This window comes from Acidimicrobiales bacterium, from assembly GCA_016794585.1.
Taxonomy (GTDB): Bacteria; Actinomycetota; Acidimicrobiia; order Acidimicrobiales; family DATDAH01; genus JAEUJM01.
The window spans coordinates 1-20,827 of record JAEUJM010000033.1; the positions used below are offsets into that span (position 1 = coordinate 1).

The 20,827-nt window shown below is 70.6% G+C and carries 18 protein-coding genes and 1 tRNA gene; 9 read left to right on the forward strand and 10 right to left on the reverse strand.

Annotated elements, in window-relative coordinates; translation table 11 throughout:
• A partial coding sequence (locus JNK12_17365; GenBank protein ID MBL8777715.1) for an HNH endonuclease occupies nt 1-442 on the forward strand: 442 nt, incomplete at its 5' end.
• An 85-nt stretch (nt 443-527) separates the two neighbouring features.
• Nucleotides 528-1,712: a hypothetical protein gene (locus JNK12_17370; GenBank protein ID MBL8777716.1), complete on the forward strand. Its 1,185-nt coding sequence runs from the start codon at nt 528-530 to the stop codon at nt 1,710-1,712.
• A gap of 62 nt (nt 1,713-1,774) precedes the next feature.
• Here the strand turns inward: JNK12_17370 and JNK12_17375 are convergent.
• From JNK12_17375 to JNK12_17400, 6 genes are all read right to left on the reverse strand, one after another.
• Nucleotides 1,775-1,851: transfer RNA gene (locus JNK12_17375), tRNA-Ile, on the reverse strand.
• Nucleotides 1,852-1,877: 26 nt separating this feature from the next.
• Complete coding sequence (locus tag JNK12_17380; protein ID MBL8777717.1) at nt 1,878-2,729, reverse strand: DUF3566 domain-containing protein; 852 nt, start codon at nt 2,727-2,729, stop codon at nt 1,878-1,880.
• Entirely contained in the window at nt 2,705-3,376 is a 672-nt protein-coding gene (locus JNK12_17385) for a M15 family metallopeptidase (GenBank protein ID MBL8777718.1), read from the reverse strand. The genes JNK12_17380 and JNK12_17385 overlap by 25 nt, the downstream gene beginning before the upstream one ends.
• Nucleotides 3,377-3,506: 130 nt before the next feature.
• Nucleotides 3,507-5,978, reverse strand: a complete 2,472-nt coding sequence (gyrA, locus tag JNK12_17390) for a DNA gyrase subunit A (GenBank protein MBL8777719.1) — start codon at nt 5,976-5,978, stop codon at nt 3,507-3,509.
• Nucleotides 5,975-7,912 (reverse strand): type IIA DNA topoisomerase subunit B, encoded by a 1,938-nt coding sequence (locus JNK12_17395; protein MBL8777720.1) that lies wholly within the window; start codon nt 7,910-7,912, stop codon nt 5,975-5,977. The genes gyrA and JNK12_17395 overlap by 4 nt, the downstream gene beginning before the upstream one ends.
• 207 nt (nt 7,913-8,119) lie before the next feature.
• Nucleotides 8,120-8,413: a DUF721 domain-containing protein gene (locus JNK12_17400; protein MBL8777721.1), complete on the reverse strand. Its 294-nt coding sequence runs from the start codon at nt 8,411-8,413 to the stop codon at nt 8,120-8,122.
• Between the two features lie 108 nt (nt 8,414-8,521).
• Here JNK12_17400 and JNK12_17405 point away from each other — a divergent pair, with 108 nt between their 5' ends.
• Nucleotides 8,522-10,126: a carboxypeptidase regulatory-like domain-containing protein gene (locus JNK12_17405; GenBank protein ID MBL8777722.1), complete on the forward strand. Its 1,605-nt coding sequence runs from the start codon at nt 8,522-8,524 to the stop codon at nt 10,124-10,126.
• A 175-nt stretch (nt 10,127-10,301) separates the two neighbouring features.
• Here the strand turns inward: JNK12_17405 and JNK12_17410 are convergent, their stop codons facing one another.
• Nucleotides 10,302-12,557: a hypothetical protein gene (locus JNK12_17410; protein MBL8777723.1), complete on the reverse strand. Its 2,256-nt coding sequence runs from the start codon at nt 12,555-12,557 to the stop codon at nt 10,302-10,304.
• Between the two features lie 132 nt (nt 12,558-12,689).
• Here JNK12_17410 and JNK12_17415 point away from each other — a divergent pair, with 132 nt between their 5' ends.
• Nucleotides 12,690-13,349: a 1-acyl-sn-glycerol-3-phosphate acyltransferase gene (locus tag JNK12_17415; GenBank protein ID MBL8777724.1), complete on the forward strand. Its 660-nt coding sequence runs from the start codon at nt 12,690-12,692 to the stop codon at nt 13,347-13,349.
• 57 nt (nt 13,350-13,406) lie between these two features.
• On the opposite strand, the gene JNK12_17420 is transcribed toward JNK12_17415, so the two are convergent.
• From JNK12_17420 to dnaA, 3 genes are all read right to left on the reverse strand, one after another.
• Nucleotides 13,407-14,498, reverse strand: a complete 1,092-nt coding sequence (locus JNK12_17420) for a DNA replication/repair protein RecF (GenBank protein ID MBL8777725.1) — start codon at nt 14,496-14,498, stop codon at nt 13,407-13,409.
• A gap of 10 nt (nt 14,499-14,508) precedes the next feature.
• Nucleotides 14,509-15,603, reverse strand: a complete 1,095-nt coding sequence (gene dnaN, locus JNK12_17425) for a DNA polymerase III subunit beta (protein MBL8777726.1) — start codon at nt 15,601-15,603, stop codon at nt 14,509-14,511.
• A gap of 275 nt (nt 15,604-15,878) precedes the next feature.
• A complete protein-coding gene (gene dnaA / locus JNK12_17430) occupies nt 15,879-17,381 on the reverse strand; it encodes a chromosomal replication initiator protein DnaA (GenBank protein ID MBL8777727.1) in 1,503 nt (500 codons plus the stop codon).
• 514 nt (nt 17,382-17,895) lie between these two features.
• On the opposite strand from dnaA, the gene rpmH reads away from it, so the two are divergent.
• Genes rpmH through JNK12_17455 form a run of 5 tightly spaced genes read left to right on the forward strand, consistent with a single transcriptional unit; the run spans nt 17,896 to nt 20,820 of the window.
• Nucleotides 17,896-18,030 carry a 50S ribosomal protein L34 gene (gene rpmH / locus JNK12_17435; protein MBL8777728.1) on the forward strand — a complete coding sequence of 45 codons (135 nt, stop codon included), beginning with the start codon at nt 17,896-17,898 and terminating at the stop codon, nt 18,028-18,030.
• A 9-nt stretch (nt 18,031-18,039) separates the two neighbouring features.
• Nucleotides 18,040-18,375 (forward strand): ribonuclease P protein component, encoded by a 336-nt coding sequence (gene rnpA, locus JNK12_17440; GenBank protein MBL8777729.1) that lies wholly within the window; start codon nt 18,040-18,042, stop codon nt 18,373-18,375.
• On the forward strand, nt 18,375-18,596 hold the full coding sequence (gene yidD / locus JNK12_17445) for a membrane protein insertion efficiency factor YidD (protein ID MBL8777730.1): 222 nt from the start codon (nt 18,375-18,377) through the stop codon (nt 18,594-18,596). Before rnpA ends, yidD begins: the two co-directional genes overlap by 1 nt.
• A 38-nt stretch (nt 18,597-18,634) precedes the next feature.
• Nucleotides 18,635-19,783, forward strand: a complete 1,149-nt coding sequence (gene yidC / locus JNK12_17450) for a membrane protein insertase YidC (GenBank protein ID MBL8777731.1) — start codon at nt 18,635-18,637, stop codon at nt 19,781-19,783.
• Nucleotides 19,784-19,785: 2 nt separating this feature from the next.
• The gene (locus JNK12_17455) at nt 19,786-20,820 is read left to right on the forward strand and encodes a Jag N-terminal domain-containing protein (GenBank protein ID MBL8777732.1); all 1,035 of its coding nucleotides are present in this window, start codon (nt 19,786-19,788) and stop codon (nt 20,818-20,820) included.
• Nucleotides 20,821-20,827: the final 7 nt, after the last annotated feature.

Consider the following 20,827-nt stretch of genomic DNA (forward strand, 5'->3'; position numbering starts at 1 on the left):
CAGCGCGGTGGGGCGGCTCGTCCTCGACGCGGAAGGCGAAGTCCTCGACGCCGGCCGCCAAGCCCGCCAGTTCAACCGGGCCCAACGCCGGGCCATGGCCCGCCGCGACGGCGGCTGCGCGTTCCCCGGCTGCGACCGCCCCCCTGAGTGGTGCGACGCCCACCACCTCGACTACTGGGACGCGGAGCACGGCCTCACCGACCTCGACCGCGGTTGTCTGCTGTGTCGACGTCACCACAACCTGCTCCACAAGCGCGGCTGGACCCTCGACCGCGACATCATCACCGGGATCTTCACCGCCACCGCCCCCGACGGCCGCACCTTCACCAACAACCCCCGCCGGCGACAAGCCCCACCCCGACCGCGGCCCCCCACCGAACAGGCCGAGGGCCCATGGACGGCCGGCACCCCACCCGGCCAACGACAACCCAGCCGCTGCTGACGCAGCGGCACGAGTCTCGATGTACAGACCCGTACACCGGAATGGTCACTAGGGTCCGCCCGGCGGGCAAGGGGAGGAGACCCACATGACTCGATCACGACGTGTCGCGGCACTGGCGGTGTGCCTGGTGCTGAGCGCGCTCGCCCTGGCCCCCACCGGTGCCGTCGCGGCGCCGGCGCAGGAACCGGAGGCGGCTGGCACCATCACCGTCGCGCCGACCACCGGTCTCTTCGACGGCGAGGTCCTCACCGTCTCGGGCCGCGGCGTGGCCAACGGGGGGCCGGGCGTCGTCGAGGTGCAGCAGTGCCGCACGCGTCGAACCGGCGAGTTCGCCTGTGGCGAGACCGAGGGGTTCGGCCTGTACTTCGAGAACGGCGCATTCGATCTGACCGTGCCTGCGTCGGCCTTGCTGGACCTCCTGAAGGGCCCGTACGACTGCCGCCCCGCTGCGGGTCGCTGCGAGCTGCGGGTGCGTCTCTACGACTTCACCGGCGGCTTCCTCCGCCGGACGTTCGCCCTCACGTTCGATCCCGACGCCCCCTTCGCCAAGCCGCCGACGCTGACCGTCACCCCCTCGACGGACCTCGTCGATCACCAGACCCTCACCGCTGAAGGAACGGGCTTCGCCCCCGACAGCACCGTCCTCGTGACCGAGTGCCCGGCCAACGCCCAGGCCATCGACGCGTGTGACTCGAACGCGTTCTTCCAGGCCGACTCCGATGGCGCCGGGTCCTTCTCGATCCCCGTGGCCACGAGCACACTCATCGACGGTGGGTCGGTCGAAGCCGACTGCCGCACCTCGGACTGCATGTTCGTCGCCTCCTCGACCCACGGCTTCGATACCCGTACGACCGCGACGGCGCCGGTCACCTTCGACCCGGCCGGCGCCCTCGATCCGCCGCCGTCCATCACCGTCACCCCGGCCACCGGCCTGATCGGCGGCCAGACCGTGACGGTCCACGGCGACCACTTCACCCCCTTCCAGAGCGCCTTCCTCTTCGAGTGCAAACCCCGAGCCGTCACGGTGTTCGGGTGCAGCATCTACAACCGCCAGTCCCCGGGCGCACAGGTCGAAGTCGGACCGAGCGGCAGCTTCGACGTCGCCTTCCAGGTCCGGCCCCGCTGGTACTACCTCCCGAGGGGCACCACCCGGAACTGCCGCCTCGAGCGCTGCGCCATCGGCGCCCTCTCCCTCACCCCCTTCACCTTCAACGCCGACCTGCCCCCCACCGCCGTCGTCCCCATCACCTTCGCCCCCCGCTCGCCCTAGTCGAGCGTGGTCCGGCGCCGAGAACGGCGAGAGGCCCCCGGAGGGGCCTCTGACCACGGTGCTGGTGGGGCTAGCTGGATTCGAACCAGCGACCTCATCCTTATCAGGGATGCGCTCTAACCGACTGAGCTATAGCCCCGTGGGAACGGGTGAGGGTACCACCGGTCACTCGGCCTGAGCACCCTGAGATCCGTCGGCCTCGGCGTCGACGCCGGCCACGAGCGGCTCGATGACGGTGAGGCGGATGCCCCCCACCACGTCGCTGATCAGGTTGAACAGCAGGGCGAGCAGCACGGCCAGGACGGTGAAGGCGATGACCATGCCGCCGCCGAAGACGAAGAACCCGCGGAAGAGGTCGGTGCCCACGAGGCGGAAGTCCTCGAAGCCGATGTCGACGAGGAAGCTCTCGATGTTGTCGGTCGACCCGGAGCCGATGGCGGCGGACCACAGCAGCACCGCGGCCACGAGGAACATGGCGAAGACGCACACGTTGAAGAAGAACGCCAGCTTGAGCACCGACAGCGGGTCGACGCGCCGGATGACCCGGCGCACGCGGCGGGCGGGGACCCGGCCGTGGCCGCGCACCCGGACGCTGACCTCGTCGCCCCGGTAGGGCGTCGGGCGGGACCCGTCGGTCGCCGGCGGCTCGTCCGCGGCGAAGTGGGGGCGATCCGGGAGCTCCACGAGGGGGGCCATCTCGGCGGCCTCGGCCTCGAGCTCGGCGTCGAGCTCGTTGCCCAGCGGGCGGCCGTCGACGTCGGTGTCGGGGTCGTCCCCCTCGGCCCGCTCCTCCGCCTCGTCGTCGAGCTCGACCACGAGGGTGTCCCCGGCAGGGTTCTCGTCGACGTCGGAGGCGCTCGGTCGATCGTCACTCAGGCCTTGACCGGACTCTACGTCGTCCGCCTCCTCGGCGAGGTCTGCCTCGTCCGCGACCTCTACGTCGGCGGCGTCGGCGAGGGGCTCGTCCGACCCGTCGTCGGGCGCGTCTCCGCCTACGGGAGTCCGGGCGGTCGACACAGCTCGAAGTGTATGGGATCGCTCTCGGGCAGCGGAAAGCAGAGTCCGGCCTCGGACGCCACCGAGCGCAGCGGCGCCACGAACCACGACGGCACGTCGATGGCCAGGCCACGCTCGTGCATCGAGGTCCCCGGACGAGCGACGGGGTACGGATTGGTGTCCCGGTGGTCCCAGAGCCACTGCTGCTGGTCGGGGCTGCGCCAGCCCGAGGTGATGGGCACCGGCTGACCGAGCAGCGCCTCCGCTCGCGCGACGGCGGCCTGCATCTCCGGGGTGAGGCCCTGGGCGCCCGACGAAGACGGCGGCGGGGTGAGGCGCTCAGCGGCGGCCACGGCGTGGCGACCGCGAACCACCACCTCGACCCGGACCCGGGGGCCGGCCTCGGCGTAGGCCACCACTTCGGCGTCGTTGTCCGCGGCGACGGCTCGCGCCTCCTCCTCGCCCCGGGCCGCGCCGGCCAACGCGGCGGCGTCGGCCGCCGTGCGGGCCTGGGCAGCGGCGACGGCCCGCTGCGCCAGTCCCCCGGTGGCCATCATCACGGCGACGGCGAGGGCCAGGGCGACCAGCACCAGGGGCAGGGCCTGGCCCCGCTCACGTCGGTCCGGTCGATGAACGTGGATGGGCGGTGACGACGGGTGGCATGGCATGGGACTTCCCCTGAGGAGACGGTTGGCGGGGGAAGTCGGTTCGAACTCGACGCAATGCCTGTCGGATTCCGACAGCTACTGCGTCGAGTTCAGGGGGTGGGTGCGGAGGTGCGGAGAGGTGGCCAGACGCCTACGAGGCGTCGTCGGCCTCTTCCTGCTCCTGCACGAGGGCCACGGCGGCGACGGACTCGTCGGGGCCGACCTTCATGACGTTGACGCCGGAGGCGTCGCGGCCCTGAGCCGAGATGTCGCGCACGGACATGCGGATCACCGTGCCCACCGACGAGATCAAGATGATGTCGTCGTCGAGGGTGACCATCAGCGCCGAGATCACCGTGCCGCGGCGCTGGGTGATCTTCATGCCCTTGACGCCCATGGTGCCGCGGCCCTTGGCCGGGAACTTGTCGAGCATGGTGCGCTTGCCGAATCCCGAGTCGGTGACGGTGAGCAGCGCCGCGCCCTCGCGGGCCACGTCCACGGACATCACCTCGTCGCCCTCGCGCAGCTTCATGCCCCGCACGCCGGCGGCCGAACGACCCATGGGTCGGACCTCGGACTCCTTGAAGCGGATGGTCTGGCCCGCCTTGGACACGAGGAAGATGTCGGTCTCACCGTCGGTCTGGATGACCTTCACCAGCTCGTCGTCGTCGCGCAGGTTGATGGCGATGATGCCGTCACGGCGCGACGAGTCGTACTCGGTGAACTTGGTCTTCTTCACCTGGCCCTGCTTGGTGGCGAAGAAGAGGAACCGGCTGGTCTCGTAGTCCCGGGTGTCGATGATGGCCTGGATGGTCTCGCCCGGCTGGAGCGGGAGGAGGTTCACCACCGCGGTGCCGCGGGCGGTGCGCTCCTTCATGGGGATCTCGTGGGTCTTGAGGCGGTACACCTTGCCCCGGTTGGAGAACAGCAGCAGGTAGGCGTGCGCGGTGGTGTGGATCACGTGGGTGACGTAGTCCTCGTCGCGCAGCTTGGTGCCGGCCACACCCCGCCCGCCCCGGCCCTGGGTGCGGAAGGCGCCGGCGGCCACCGTCTTGATGTAGCCCTTGGCCGTCATGGTGACGACGAGCTCCTCGTCGTCGATGAGGTCCTCGATGTCGATGTCGCCGACGTCGTAGGTGATGTCGGTCTGGCGGGGGGTGGCGTGGGCCTCGCGGACCTCGCCCAGCTCGTCGCGGATGACGGCCCGGAGCTTGCCCTCGTCGCTCAGGATGGCCTCGAGCTCGGCGATGGTCTCGCGCAGCTTGGCCAGCTCCTCTTCGAGCTCGGCGCGACCCAGCCGGGTGAGGCGGCCGAGGGTCATGTCGAGGATGTGGTTGGCCTGGATCTCGCTGAACTCGAAGCCCTCGCCCATCAGGCCGGCGCGGGCCTCCGGACGGTCGGCCGACCCCCGGATGAGGGCGATGATGGCGTCGATCATGTCGAGCGCCTTCACCAGGCCCTCGACGATGTGCTCGCGGCGCTTGGCCTCGGCCAGGCGGAACTCGGAGCGCCGGCGGATGACGTCGACCTGGTGGTCCACGTAGGCGAGCAGGGCGTCTCGCAGGTTGAGGGTGCGGGGCACGCCGTCGATCAGCGCGACGGTGTTCACGCCGAAGCTGGTCTGGAGCGGGGTGCGCTTGTAGAGGTTGTTGAGCACCACGAGCGCCGGCGCGTCGCGCTTGAGCTTGATCTCGAGACGGATCTCGTCGCCCGAGGAGGCGTTGTTGATGGCGGCGATGCCGTCGAGCTCGCCGGCGTCGACGAGCTCCTTGATCTTCAACAGCACCGAGCTGGGGCTGACCTGGTACGGCAGCTTCGTGACGATGATGTGGTCGTTGGTGCGACCCTCTTCGATCTCGGCCACGGCCCGGATGCGGATCGATCCACGGCCGGTGCGGTAGGCGTCGATGATCCCCTGTCGGCCCATCATGATGCCGCCGGTCGGGAAGTCGGGGCCCTTGACGAACTCCATGAGGTCGTCGGGGGTGGCGTCGGGGTTGGCCAGCAGGTGGACGGTGGCGTCGATCACCTCGCCCAGGTTGTGGGGCGGGATGTTGGTGGCCATGCCCACGGCGATGCCCTGGCTGCCGTTGACCAACAGGTTGGGGAAGCGCGAGGGCAACAGGACGGGCTCGGTGAACTCACCCGAGTAGTTGTCGACGAAGTCGACCGTGTCCTCCTCGATCCCCGCCAGCATGTCCATGGCGATGGGAGCGAGGCGGCACTCCGTGTAGCGGGCGGCGGCCGGGGGGTCGTCGGGAGTGCCGAAGTTGCCCTTGGGGTGGACGAGCGGGTGGCGCAGGGAGAACCACTGGCCCATGCGCACCAGCGCGTCGTAGATCGCGCTGTCGCCGTGGGGGTGGTACTTGCCCATGACTTCACCGGTGACCCGGGCGCACTTCATGGTCGGGCGGTCGGGGCGCGCCCCGAGGTCGTACATGCCCCAGAGGATCCGGCGGTGCACCGGCTTGAGGCCGTCGCGGGCGTCGGGCAGGGCCCGCGACACGATGACCGACATGGAGTAGTCGAGGAACGACCGCTCCATCTCCTCTTGGATCTCGATGGGCTGGAACTGCTCTTCGAACGCCGCCAGGTCGTCCGAGCCGTCCGGTGGCGGGGTCATATGTCGAGGAACCTCACGTCCGTGGCGTTGGTCTGGATGAAGTGCTTGCGGCTCTCCACGTCGTCGCCCATGAGCACCGAGAACACCTCGTCGGCGATGGCCGCCTGCTCGACGCCCACCTTCAACAGGGTGCGCTTCTGCGGGTCGATGGTGGTCTCCTGGAGCTCGTCCCAGTCCATCTCGCCCAGGCCCTTGAGGCGCTGGAAGTCCTTCTTGTGGGTGGGGTTGTCGGCCTGGAACTGGGTCTTGGCCGCGTCGTCTTTCAGGTACACCTTCTCCTTGCCCACCACCGTGGAGTAGAGCGGGGGCTGGCCGATGTAGACGTGGCCCTCCTCCACCAGCGGCTTCATCTGGCGGAAGAAGAAGGTGAGCAACAGGGTGCGGATGTGGCTGCCGTCGACGTCGGCGTCGCAGAGGATGATGACCTTGTCGTAGCGGATCTTGTCGGCGTCGAACTCCTCGCCCACGCCGGCGCCGATGGCCGAGATCAGCGCCTGGATCTCGTTGTTCTTCAGCATGCGGTCGATGCGGGCCCGCTCGACGTTGAGGATCTTGCCCCGGATGGGCAGCACCGCCTGGGTGCGGGGGTCACGGGCCTGGGTGGCGGGGCCGCCGGCGGAGTCGCCCTCGACGATGAACAGCTCGGTCTCGTCGCGGTTGCGCGACGAGCAGTCGCGGAGCTTGTCGGGCATGCCCGCGCCCTCGAGGGCGGACTTGCGGCGGGTGGCCTTGCGGGCCTCCTGGGCGGCACGGCGGGCGGTGGCCGCGGCCGACGCCTTCTTGACGATCTTGTTGGCCTCGGTGGGGTGCTCCTCGAAGAAGTCGGTGAGCTTCTCGTTGGTGGCCCGCTCGACCAGCGAGCGCATCGACACGTTGCCGAGCTTGCCCTTGGTCTGTCCCTCGAACTGGGGCTCGCGTAGGCGCACCGAGATGATGGCGGTGAGGCCCTCGCGGATGTCCTCGCCCTGGAGGCGGCCGTCCTTCTCCTTCACCAGGCCCTTGGCCTCGCCGTAGCGGTTGACCACGTTGGTGAGGGCCTTCTTGAAGCCCTCCTCGTGCATACCGCCCTCGATGGTGTTGATGCCGTTGGCGAAGCTGTGGATCCCGTCGGTGTTGTACCCGGTGTTCCACTGGAAGGCGATCTCGACCTCCTGGTCCTCCTCGGACTGCTCGAAGTAGCCGACCTTGGTGAACAGGGCGTCCTTGGACCGGTTGTTGTGCTTGACGAAGTCGATGATGCCGCCGGCGTACTTGAAGGTGGTCGGCTCCAAGGTGGCGTCCGGGCGCTCGTCCTTCACCCGGATCTCGAGGCCCTTGTTGAGGAACGCCATCATCTGGAAGCGCTCGAGGAGGGTCTGGGTGCGGAACTCGACCTCTTCGAAGATCGTGGGGTCGGGCCAGAAGCGAACCGTGGTGCCCGTGCGGTTGCGGGGGGCGTCGCCCTTGACCGTGAGCTTGGTCTGCACCTTGCCGCCCTTGGCGAAGTCCATGAAGTGGTGCTTGCCGTTGACGTCGATCTCGAGCTCGAGGCGCTCGGACAGGGCGTTGACCACCGAGATGCCGACGCCGTGCAGGCCACCGGACACCTTGTAGCCGCCGTCGCCGAACTTGCCGCCGGCGTGCAGCACGGTGAGCACGACCTCGGCGGCCGACTTGCCCTTGAACTTCGGGCTGCTGTCGACGGGGATGCCGCGCCCGTTGTCACGGACCTCGCACCCACCGTCGGCGAGGATGGTGACGTCGATGCGGTCGCAGTAGCCGGCCATGGCCTCGTCGACCGCGTTGTCGACCACCTCGTAGACGAGGTGGTGCAGGCCGCTCGGGCCGGTCGAGCCGATGTACATGCCCGGGCGCTTGCGGACGGCCTCGAGACCTTCGAGGACGGTGATGTCCTTGGCGGAGTACGACGACGTTGTTGCGGTGCTATCGGCCACGCGGGGCCCTTTCGCGTCGGAGGGACGAGAGGCGGGGGAAGGGGGCGCCGACGTCGACCGCGGCGGGAGCGCAGGTCGGAAAAGAGGCGTCCACGGACCCCTGATTCTACCAGCGGGACCCCCCGGATCGGCTGATGGTCAAGCCCCCGGCGGCGCCCTCGCGCGCCCCGTCCGGACGGGGCCGGTGACGGCTTTCTGACGCGGGCGTCAGCGCCGGACGCGCACGTCGAGGCGGGCGACCACGGCGGCGCCGGTGAGGGCCTCGAGGCGGGCGACCACCTGGGCCTCGGACCACGCCAGGCGCTCGGCGAAGGCGGGGTCGTCGGCCACGACGACGAGCGTGCCCCGCTCGATGGAGCGCGCCGCGCAGTGGGCGGCGAGATCGGCGCCGACGGCCTCGGGCCACGCCTCGAACACCGTGGCGGACGCGTCGACCGACGGCGCCCCCAGACCGGCGAGGACGTGGTCGATCCCGGCGGCCAGCGGTCGGGGCGAGCTCACGTCCCCCACGCTACCGAGGGGGAGTGACGCCGACCCGGCGGGTGGCGCCCCGGTCCCCTACGCTCGTGGCGTTCCAGCGGGAGCGGATGCACGACGCAGGAGGGCGAGATGCGATTTCGGTCCGGGTTGCTACCAGTGGCGCTGGTGCTCGCCGCGTTGGCTGCGGCGGCGGCGTTCGGCGGCGCCGCCGGCGCCGACTCCCGCGGGTCGAGCCAACCGCAGTTCTTCGACACGTTGGGCATCGCCGGCGACGGCGACGGCGAGCTCGAGAACCCCCGCGGCGTCGCCGTGAACCGGGACAACGGCGACATCTACGTCGCCGACACCGGCAACGACCGGATCGTGCAGTACGACGCCGACGGCCGCTTCCTGCGGGCCCTTCGCAACAGCACCGTCGATGGCCTCACGCTCGACCAGCCCTGGGACGTGGCGCTCAGCCCGAGCAACACCGGGCTCTACGTCGCCGACACCGGCAACGACCGCGTCGTGGTCTACAACACCGACACCGCGCTCCCGATCCGGGACTGGGGCTCGACCGGGACCCTCAACGCCCAGTTCAACTCCCCTCGCGGCATCACCGTCGACTCTGCCGGCGACGTCTACGTCGCTGACACGGGCAACAATCGGATCCAGAAGTTCGAGCCCGACGGCATCTTCATCGAGCGCTTCGGCTCGACCGGCAGCGGTCCGTGGCAGTTGCGGGGCCCACGGGACATCGCGGCCAACATCAACGACCGGGTCTTCGTGGCCGACACCGGCAACGACCGGATCTCCGTGTGGGACTCGTCGGGCCACTACGTGAGCTCCTTCGGCTCGACGGGGTCGGGCAACCGGCGCTTCGAGGCGCCGGCCGGCATCTGGGAGGGCGTGAACCTGCCGCCCACGAACTCGATGTTCATCGCCGACACGGGCAACGACCGCATCTCGGTCTGGCGCTTCAACGACGGCTCGAACGTGGCGACCTGGGAGGCCACCTTCGGACGCACCGGCGCCCGGAACGAGGAGCTCGAGGCGCCGCGCAACGTTTTCATCGGTGACGACCTCCGGCGGTACGTGATCGACTCCGGCAACGACCGGCTGGCCCTCCTCGACCCCTCGGGCCCCCCCGGGGTGTTCGGTCGGGTCACGAACACCTTCGGCGTCGCGGTCAACGGCATCGGGGTGATCGCCCAGGACGCCACCACCTTCGACACCGTGGTCGCCGCCGAGACCGACCGCGACGGCAACTACCAGCTCCCCCTCCCGCCGGGCGACTACCTGCTGACCTACTTCGACCCCGACGGCGGGCACCGACCCGAGTACTACCCCGACGCGACCGACTTCGCCGACGCCCAGCCCGTGCCTGTGCAGGCCAACACCGTCACCCGCGCCGACATCGTGCTCTCGGTCAACGCCATCAGCCCGGTCCCGGTCACCGGGACCATCGTCGGCACCGTCGAGGAGGCCGCTGGGCCGGCGGCCCGGACCTGGGTGTTCGCGGTCGACGCCAACACCGGGACCCTGAAGCGGGCCGTCCAGGCGGACCCGGCCGGCCAGTTCGAGATCGGCGGGCTCGCCACCGGCAACTACCTCGTCGTGTACATCGACCCCCGGGGGGTGAACGCCACCGAGTTCTTCGACGACCACGTCGACCCCGCGCAGGCGGACGTGCTCGCCGTCACCTCGGGTGGCCCTCCCGTCCAGGCCGACGCCACCCTCGCGCCACCTCCCTGACGTCCCCACCTGACTTCCCGTCTGATGTCCAGCGAGCTTCGGACGTCGACGCGACCGAGTGCTACGACGACCCGCTCGACCCGGAATTCGCCGGTCCCCGTCGTCGTCACCCAGGGCGACCAGGCGGTCGCAGACGCCTCGCTGGATCCCGGAGCGGGCGCCTTCCCCGCCGCCGCTAGTGGACGAGCACCGGCCCCGCGGGCCGGAGCGAGCCGCCCGTGCCGTCGCCGGGCGCCGCGCCGCCCCAGCAGCGGGCGGCACCGTCGTCCAGGAGCGCACAGGCGTTGAACCCGCCGACCACCACCCGGGCCACACCCGTCAACGCGCCGGACCCCGACGGCGACGACACCACGACCGGGAGCAGTCGCGTCGTGGTGGTGCCGTCGCCGAGTTGACCCCGCGCGTTCGTACCCCAGCACCGCGCCTCCCCGGTGGTCAGGACCGCGCATGCGCTCCTCATCAGCGACTCGCCCGAGCTCGAGGTGTAGCCGAAGCCTCCGCCGGCAGAGACCTCCGCCACCCCGGACAGGGGCGCCGACCCGCTCGGATCGAGGACCGCCACGGGTCGTGATCGGTTCGAGCTGGTCCCGTCGCCCGTGTGCTGGCCCCAGCAGCGCGCCTCACCCGAGTCCAGGCGCGCGCACGTCAACCCACTGCCGGCGCTGATCTCGGCCACTCCGGTGAGGGGCCCGGTGCCGGCCGGGTTCGACACCACGACCGCTCGAGGCGCGCTGGTCGAAGTGCCGTTGCCCAGCTGGCCACGGTTGTTCCCGCCCCAGCACCGCACCTGACCGGTCGTCAACAGGGCGCACGCGTGGTCGAACCCAACCGAGAGTTGGGTGACGCCCGTGAGCGGGCCCTCGCCGTCGACGTCCACGACACTGGTCGGTCGGGTCCGGGCGGCGGAGCCGCTCCCGTCACCCAGCGCGCTCCCGGCTGCGCCCCAACAGCGGACCTGTCGACCCACGCGTGCGCAGGTGAACCCGCTCCCCGTGCCCACCTCGGCCACGGCGAGGAGCGGACCCGTTCCGGCTGCGTTGGACACCACCAGTGGGCGGGTCGACGAGGTCGAGCCCGCGGCGTCGCCGAGGGGACCGTTGCCGCCACCCCAGCATCGTGCCTGGCCGTTGGTCAGACGGGCACAGCTCCGTGCCGTGTTGGCCCCCGGGGCGAAGCCTCTGCCGGCGGTGTCGATCTGGGTCACCCCGGTCAGTGGGCCCACCCCGGCGGGATCCGACACGGCCACCGGTCGCGCACGATCGGTCGTCGTCCCGTCACCCAGTGCGCCGCTCCCGTTCTCCCCCCAACAGCGCGCCTGTTCCCCGGCGACCACGGCACACGCCTGCTCGTGGCCGGCCGCCAACGACGTGACGGGTACGACGGGGCCGCCGGGCTCGGCCCGGAAGGTGCAGACCACGTGCTCGCCGGCGCCGAGCGTCACCGTCGCCGTCCTCGTCGCGAGGCTGGTCGTCTCCGTCGGCGAGCAAGCCAGGCTGGTCAGGTCGTAGTCACCGGTGTCGTCCTGGGTGACGGTGTAGGTGCCGGGCGCCAGGCCTTCCCCGGTCACCGACGACGGCAGGGTCGGATCGGCATCGTCGTCGAGCGCGAACTGGCCACAGCCCGAGCCCAGGCAACTCGTATAGGTGAAGTCGTCGGCGGCGTCGGGCTCGGTGTCCTGGACGATGGTCAGGCGCTGGGTGACGTTGGTGAACGTGCAGGTGGCGACCTCGGTCGGGCCGAGGTCGATCGTCACCCGACGGGCGGCGAGGTCGACGGTCTCCCCCGTCGAGCACGACAGGCCCGTCAACGGCCAGCTGGCGTCGGCGTCCTGGGTGATCGTGTATTCGCCGGTGGGGAGGGGCACCGAGAGCACCCGGTCCGGGTGGGTCGGGTCCTCGTCGTCGTCCAGGGTGAACGGGCCGCAGCCTCCCGGCCCGCAGCCGGTGAAGCCCAGGTCGTGACCGGAGCCGGATTCCTCGACGATGCGAATGGCCGGAGCGCGGTCGTAGAACGTGCAGGTCACATGCTCGTCAGGCTCCAACACGATGGTCGCGGTGCCCGACGACAGGTCCACGTTCTCGCCGGTGTCGCAGTCGATGTCGACCAGGGTCCAGCCCGCCACCGGTGACTGCTGCACCGTGTAGGTGCCCGGCGCCAGCGCGCCGGCCGAGATGAAGGAGGGTCGGGCGGGATCGTCGTCGTCGTCGAGGACGAACTGTCCGCAGCCCGAGCCGAGGCAACTCGTGAAGGTGACGTCCTGCGCCGAGTTCGGGATCGAGTCCAACACGATGGTGATCGACGGCGGTGACGGCTCCTCGGCCGCTGCGGCGGGCACCCCAGCCGGCAGGACCGCGAGGGCGGCCAGCGCGACGAGGACCGCCATGACCGCCTCGAGCGGTTTGCGGGCTCTCGCCGGCATGGGTCGCTTCACGATCGTCATCCCCCTTGGCGCTTCGCGGCGCGACGCTACTCGCGTGCCGCTGCCGGGCGTCCGCTGGCGAGCGCGGCGTCGCTGGGGCAACGTGTCGGGCATGGGCGGCCCGAACCACGACCGATCCGCGCGATGAGGACCCCCGAGTCGCGGCTGCGCTGGATCGCGCGCGTCTGCAAGGTGGTCACCGCACCGTTCGTCCGCTACGACGTCCGGGGCGGTGCGTGTGCGCCCACCCTCGAGGTCGGCATCGTGGCCGCCAACCACCGCAGCCTGTTCGACGTCGTGGCCGGCCTGATCGCCCTGCACCACTTCCGGCGCTACGTCCGGGTGCTCATCGCCCGGGAGTACTTCGAGAAGCGGCTCATGGGCCTGCTGTGCCGGGCCATCGGGGCCATCCCCGTGGACCGGGGCGACGCCGGGCACGCCCTCGACGCGGCCATCGCCGCCCTGCGTGACGGCATCCCGCTGCTGATCATGCCGGAGGGTCGGTTGCACTGGGATCCCGACCACCCCCTCTCGACCGGTCCGGCCAAGACGGGCATCTCCCGCCTCGCCACCGGCGCGGACGTGCCGGTACTGCCCGCGGGCCTGGTCGGCACCCAACACGTCTGGCCCGCGCACCGACCACTCCCCCGCATGAACCCGTTCCGCCGGCGCCTCGTGGTGGTCGAGGTGGCCGACGAGCCGATGTGGCTGCACGGCGACGACCACGCCGCCAACGCCGAGGCGGTCATGGCCGAGATCCGCCGCCTCATGACCGTCGGCGAGGCCCTCCTCCCCCCGACCTGACCCACCCGCATCGCTCAGCCAGGCGAGAGCACGCCGCCGGCGTAGGCGGTCCCCTGCTCAGCCCGGCGAGAGCACGCCGCCGGCGATGCGCAGGACGGCGTCCGGCGCGGCGGTCGGGGGCAGCGCGCCCGCGGTGGTGACGATGGTCTGTGCGCCGGTGGCGAGCAGGTGGGTCACCAGCGCGTCGCAGCGGGCCGGGTCGAGCTCGGAGAAGACGTCGTCGAGCAACAGCACCGGGGGCGTCTCCGTGGCGTCGGCCACCAGGCGGTGGGCGGCGAGGCGCAGCGCGAGCGCCAGCGAGCGCTGCTCGCCCTGTGAGGCATGGGTGCGGGCGGGCAGGCCGTCGATGGTGAATCCCACCTCGTCGCGGTGGGGCCCGACGAGGGTGAGGCGCCGGCGCAGCTCCTCGTCGCGGGCCGCGGCGAGCGCGGCGGCCAGCCCACCCTCGCTCCCCCACCACGCCGACTCGTACCGGGCGCCCACCGCGACGGGCGCGCCCGCGAGGTCGGCGTAGGCCGTCCGCAGGTACGGGTCGAGGTCCTCGAGGAGCGCGGCCCGCCGCTCTCCCAGCAACGAGCCCGCCGTGACCAGCTTGTCGTCCCAGACGTCGAGGGTGAGCTCGACCTCGGGGCTCAACCGCCCGGCCGCCTGCTTCAGGAGCGCGTTGCGTTGGCGCAGCACCCGGTCGACCTCGGTACGCAGGTCGTCGTTCTTGGGCGACAGCGCCACCAGGGCATCGTCGAGGAACCGGCGTCGCCCGGCGGGCCCGGCCTTGACCAGGGCCAGGTCGTCCGGCGCGAAGACCGACACCCGCAGCGCGCCGAGCAGGTCGCGGCTCCGCTGCACCCGTTGACGGTTGACCTGGAGCCGCGAGCGTCCCCCCGGCACGATCTCGGCCTCGACCAGCAGCTCGCGGTCGTCACGGGCGATCTCGGCACGCACCACCGCGGTCGACGCTCCCTGGCGCACGAGCGCCTCGGTGGGCGCGCTCCGGAAGGACGACAGGGTGGCGAGGTAGGCGACCGCCTCGAGCAGGTTGGACTTGCCCTGGCCGTTGTCCCCGACGACCGCGGTCAACCCCGGGGCGAGGGCGACGTCCGCAGCCTCGTAGCTGCGGAAGTCGGTGAGCCAGAGGCGGCGGAGCTGCACCCCGACCGGGCTAGGACACCCGGACGGGCATCAGCAGGTACAGGAAGTCCGGGCTGTCGGGCGAGCGCAGGAGCGCCGGCTTCAGGGCGTCGATGGTCTCGAGGGTGATCTCGTCGCCGGGCGTGACCTCCGCGCCCTGGATGAGGAACTCGGGGTTGAAGGCGACCGTGAGCTCGGTGCCGTCGAAGGAGGCGTCGAGCTCCTCGTGGGCCTGGCCCACGTCCTGGGTGACGGCCAGCAGCTCGAGCGAGTCGGCCTTCATGACCATGCGGACCGGCGTGGACTCCCGCGCCATCAGGCGCACCCGCCGCACCGCGTCCAGCAGCACCTCACGCCCGACGGTGAGCCGGTTGGGGTGGCTGGCCGGGATGAGGCCGCGGTAGTTGGGGAACTCGCCCTCGATGAGGCGGGTGCTGAGCCGCGCGTCGTCGATCTCGAAGGAGGCGTCTCGCTCTCCGAGGCGCAAGGTGACGGACTCGGCGTCGCCGAGGAGACGGCCGAGCTCGCCGAGGGCGCGCGACGGGACCAGCACGCTCTGGCCCTCGGCCAGAACCGACGTGCCGGGCAGGTCGCGGACCGCGAGGCGGTACGAGTCGGTGGCCACCAGGCGCAGCCCGGTCTCCTCGGCGGCGAGCAGCACGCCGGTGAGGATGGGACGGGAGTCGTCGGCGGAGGCCGCCGGGACGACCTGGTGGAGGGCGGCGGAGAAGTCGGCCGCTGACAGGGTGACGGCGTCGCCCGCCGGCTCGGCGAGGTGCGGGAACTCGTCGGCGGGGATGAGCCGCAGCGAGAAGTCGGATCGGCCCGAGGTGATCCGGACCTCGTCGTCGACCACCTCGAAGCTCACGGCCCCCGGCTCGAGCGAGCGCACGATGTCGGACGCGAGCTTGGCGGGGATGACGGCGAGGCCGTCGGTCTCGCCGTTGACGGTGACCGACACCGAGATGGTCAGGTCGAGGTCGCTCCCGGTCAGGGTGAGGCGGTTGTCCGCCAGCTCGACCCGCACCCCGGACAGCACCGGGAGCGCGCCACCCCGACTGGCGGCAGCCCGCCCGGCGGTGCTGACGGCCTCGGTGAGGACGTCACGCTCACAACGAAACTTCACAGTTGGTCCTCCCATCGCAACGTTGGCGGTGGTTCAGAGATATCTACGCGATGACAGTAGTAAGGCATGTGGATTGTGGATGATGCCGCGTCGTCGCAGGTCAGCGACGCTATCGGGCCGCGCGGGCTGTCCCCAGCGATGGGGACGCCCTGCGGAGGAGCCGAGGCTCCGAGTGGTGGCCTGGGGGAAACCCGGTGGTCATCCACCGGCCGTCCCCGCGCTGCCCACAGGGGCGGTGGACCTTCTGGTGGTGGGGTTCCGCGGTCGGGACCGCGTCACTCCCCCGCCTTGATGGTCTCGATCAATTCCGTCACCTGGTCGTAGATCTGGCGCCGCTCCTTCATGAGCGTCTCGATCTTGCGGACGGCGTGGATGACCGTGGTGTGGTCCCGCCCGCCGAAGACGTCGGCGATGGCGGGGTAGCTGAGGTCGGTGAGCTCGCGGCACACGTACATGCCGATCTGACGAGCGGTGACGAGGGGCCGGCGTCGGCTCTGGCCGCAGATGTCCTCGACCGTGAAGTCGAACATCGTGGACGTGGCCTCGAGGATGGCCACGGGGGTGATGGCCCGCTGCTCGCGATCGCCGAGGATGGGGGCGAGGACCCGCTCGGCCAGTGCCGCCGACAGGGGCTCGTCGTTCAGGGTGGAGAAGGCGGCGACCCGGTTGAGCGCACCCTCGAGCTCGCGGATGTTGGCGGTGATGTTCGTGGCGATGAACTCGAGCACGTCGTCGGGGATGTGCACGCTCTCCTGCTCGGCCTTCTTGCCGAGGATGGCGAGGCGGGTCTCGAGCTCGGGGGGCTGGATGTCGGTGATGAGCCCCATCTTGAAGCGGCTGCGGAGACGGACCTCGAGGGTGGAGATGGCGTCCGGCGGCCGGTCCGACGACAGGACGATCTGGTTACCGCTCTCGTGGAGCTGGTTGAAGGTGTGGAAGAACTCCTCCTGGAGCTGCTCCTTGCCCTCCATGAACTGGATGTCGTCGACGAGGAGGACCTCGATCTCGCGGTAGCGGCGCTTGAACTCGTCGGCGGAGCCCGAGCGGATCGAGTACACGAACTGGTTGAGGAAGGTCTCGGTGGAGACGTAGCGCACGCGATAGGTGGGGTAGTGCGTGCGGACGTAGTTCGCGATGGCGTGCAGGAGGTGGGTCTTGCCGAGGCCGCTCTCGCCGTAGATGAACAGGGGGTTGTAGGACAGCCCGGGGGTCTCGGCCACCTTGAACGCGGCGGCGTGGGAGAAGCGGTTCGACGAGCCCGTGACGAAAGCGTCGAAGGTGTAGCGGGGGTTGACCCGGTCGCGCTGGAGGCGGGGTGCGTGCCCGTCGCTGTCGTGGGTGCCGGCACCGGCGGTCCCCGCGATGCGGCTTGCGGCGGGATCGACGGGGTCGGGCAGCGGTGCCTCGCCCCCGAGAAGGTCACCGGCGGCGCGTGAGAGGTCGAGCCCGCCCGTACCGTCGGACTCCGCGGCGGGGAGGTCCACGACGGTGGCGGCCTGCTCGTCCACGAGGATCTCGACCTCGTAGGGCGGGAGGCCGGCGTCGGCGAGTGCGTCGTGCACCAGCGACAGGTACCGGGCCTCGATGCGCTCCTTGGCGACGGTGCTCGGCACCGACAGCACGAGGCACTCGTCGGTCAGTTGCACCTGGTGGGCGTCCTGGAACGCCATGGACCACACGGCGCCGGAGACCTGGGGACGGAGCATCTCCGCACAGCGGTCCCAGACCGAGTGCCCGGTGGTCTCGTCGTGCTCCCCGTCTGCGACTGCTCCCACCATCAAACCTCTCACTGAACGCGGTCCGCGATCTCACTCGACGTCCACAAGACCATCCACACCTGTGGAAAACAACGGTGGATGTTCCCCGCCCGAGGGGATTTTCGGAGGGCACCGGGGTGCCGGGCACTGCTTGTTCGGCTGTCGACCAGGCGCCGCGGCGAGCGGTGGCGTGGGCGTCTCGGCAACCTAGCACCGGTCCCTGGCCTCTGCGAACGGGACCGGAATCGTGGGTGTTGCCCCTGGTCAGGGGCACTTTCCGGGGAGTCAGTGCCGACCGCGACGCCTGTGGACGGCGCCGAGGGGGCCCGGAGCGAAGTCGATGGCTTGCCGTTCGCGCCCGCGCGCCTCTAGCGTGGGGAAAACGTGTGTCGTCTCCGACCTCGGGGCCCCGTCGGGCCCGCGGCCGGTGGTGACACGGGCCGTCTCGGACGTTCGTCCCCGGCGCGACCCGGATTTCCCCCGATCTTCCCCATCGTCAGGCCTCCTGCCTGATCGCCCGAAAAGAAGGTGCCCAGTGAAGAGGACCTACCAGCCCAACGTCAGGAAGCGGGCCAAGCGCCACGGCTTCCGCCACCGCATGTCGACGAAGGCCGGTCGTCGGATCATCTCGGCTCGGCGCCGCAAGGGCCGGGCCCGCCTGTCGGCCTGAGCCAGCGCGCTGCTCCACCGCATCCGTGACCGGACCACGTTCGTCGAACTGGGACGGCGAGGTCGGCGGGCCCGCGAGGGTCCGGTGACCGTCACCCACCTCCCCGACGGCTCGATGCCTCCGCGCGTCGCGTATTCGATCGGGCGTCGTGTGGGGCCCGCCGTGGTGCGCAACCGCGTGAAGCGCCGGCTGCGGGCCGTGCTCGCCGACGTGGCCGGCCCGGAGAGCACGCTGCCTCCCGGCCCGGGTGCCTATCTCGTGAGCGCTCGGCCCCAAGCGGCCGACTGCTCCTACGCCGACCTCGATCGGGCGCTCCGTGGCGCCCTCGAGCGCCTCGCCGCCTGATGGCCTCGCTCCTGTCCCGGTTGATCCGGGCCTACCAGACCCTCTTCGCAGGGCGTCCTTCGCCCTGTCGCTACGTCCCCACCTGCTCCACCTACGCGCTCGAGGCCATCGAGGCCCACGGTGCGGCACGTGGTTCGTGGTTGGCCACCCGGCGACTGCTGCGGTGCCATCCCTTCGCCAGCCACGGCTACGACCCCGTCCCTCCAAGGAAGGCCACGTAATGCTCCCATCCGGCTACGACACCTGGAAGGCCAGCTAGATGTTCGACGCGTTCTTCGACGCCTTTGCCAACGTCCTCAACTTCTTCTTCGAGCTGACGGGCGAGTCCTACGGCGGGGCCATCATCCTCCTCACTTTGAGTGTGATGATCATTCTCACTCCGCTGACCCTCAAGAGCACCCGCTCGATGATGCGGATGCAGCAGCTCCAGCCGGAGATGAAGCGGCTCCAGAAGGAGTTCAAGGACGACCGCCAGAAGCTCAACGAAGAGCTGATGAAGTTCTACAAGGAGAACAACATCAACCCGTTGGGCGGCTGTCTGCCCCTCTTGGTGCAGATGCCGGTGTTCATCGTGTTGTTCCGCACGCTCCAGGGCCTCGTGGGCTCCACCACCACCGCCACCGAGGTCAACAGCCCCTGCCAGCCGTCGGTCCCCGTCGGCGGGGAGTGCTTCGTGCCCAAGCACCTGGGCGAGGACACCGCACTGTTCAAGGCCCTCAACGCCACCGACGAGATGCTCTGGTTCGGGGTCGACCTGGCGCAGAGCGCGCTGACGGCGCTGAAGGACAACTTCGTCACCGCCCTCCCCTACCTGGTGATGATCGTGCTGGTGGTGGCCTCGAGCTACATCCAGCAGAAGCAGGTGTCGGGCCGCAACCCCGGGGCCGAGGTCAACCAGCAACAGCAGATGCTGCTCAAGCTGATGCCGCTGATGATGGCGTTCTTCTCCTTCACCCTCCAGGGCGCCCTGGTGCTGTACTTCGTGGTGTCGAACTTCTGGCGGGTGGGCCAGCAGTGGTTCATCGGCCGTCACATCTACGGCAAGGACGAGGACGGCAATCCCATCGAGGTGACCGCCCGCGAGAAGGTCCCGGACGAGGACAAGCCCAAGGGCCTCGGCATCGTGTCGGTCTTCACCGACCAGGTCGCGGCGACCCGCAAGGCCCGGGACGAGGCCAAGGACGCCAAGGCCAAGAAGGAGACCGGCGCGTCGGCCAAGTCGTCCGGTGCCAAGTCGGCGAACAAGCCGGCCGCCAAGCCCAAGGGGGGCGCGGGCTCGACCAATGGTCGAGGCTCCAGCCGCACCAACGGCAAGCCGACGGCCGCCGCGAAGGGCGCCAGCGACAAGCCGGCCTCCACCGGGGCCTCCCTCCCCCAGCCGAAGCCCCGCAAGAAGAAGAAGAGGTAGTCGTGGAATGGGTCGAGACCACCGGACGTACGGTGGAACAAGCCAAGGACGCCGCGCTGGATCAGCTCGGTGTCGATGAGCAGGAAGCCGAGTTCGAGCTCCTGGAGGAGCCTCGCACGGGACTGTTCGGCCGGACCCGAGGCGAGGCCCGAGTGCGGGCGCGGGTGAAGCCCCGCCAGCCCCGGGCCAAGACCGAGCGGGGGAGCCGCCGGCGCCGCCAGGGCAACGAGGGCAACCGCAGCAGCCGTGGCGGTCGAAAGGGCCGTGGCGGCAACGACAAGGGTGCCAAGAGTGGCGCCGACACGTCCGGGGCGGCCTCCAAGGCGCCAAAGGGCCAGTCGTCCGACCGTGACGATGCTCCCGCTCCCGCCGCTGCGGTGGCCGGCGCCTCCCCCGCGCCTGCTGCCGGCGGGGCCGACGAGCCTCGCCCGCCCCGATCCCGTGGCGGGCGTGGACGCGGCGGCCGGGGCGGAAGCGATCGCGCGCCGCACGACGACGCCAACCAAGAACGCAGCCCGGACCGGGCGACCACCACCGCAACCACCAAGGAGCAGGCGATGACCGAGGACGTGACCGTCGACGAGCAGGCGGAGATCATCGAGGGCTTCCTCGATGGTCTCGTGGAGGCCTTCGGGGTCGAGGCCGAGATCCGCAAGGAGAAGGTCGACGACGAGACCATCGAGCTCGACCTGGTGGGCGAGGACCTCGGGCTGCTCATCGGCCCCAAGGGACGCACGCTGTGGGCCATCCAGGAGCTGTCCCGCACCGTCGTGCAGCGCCAGGCCAGTGGCACCCACCACGGCCGGGTCCGTGTCGACGTCGGCGGGTACCGCCAGCGTCGCAAGGAGGCCCTCGAGCGCTTCACCCGTCAGCTCGCTGCCGAGGTGCAGGAGTCGGGTGTGGCCCGGTCGCTCGAGCCCATGGGCGCTGCGGACCGCAAGATCGTGCACGACACCGTCAACGAGATGGACGGCATCTCGACCACCTCGGAGGGCGAAGAGCCCCGCCGACGCGTGGTCATCGTCCCGGCGGACTGACGTGAGT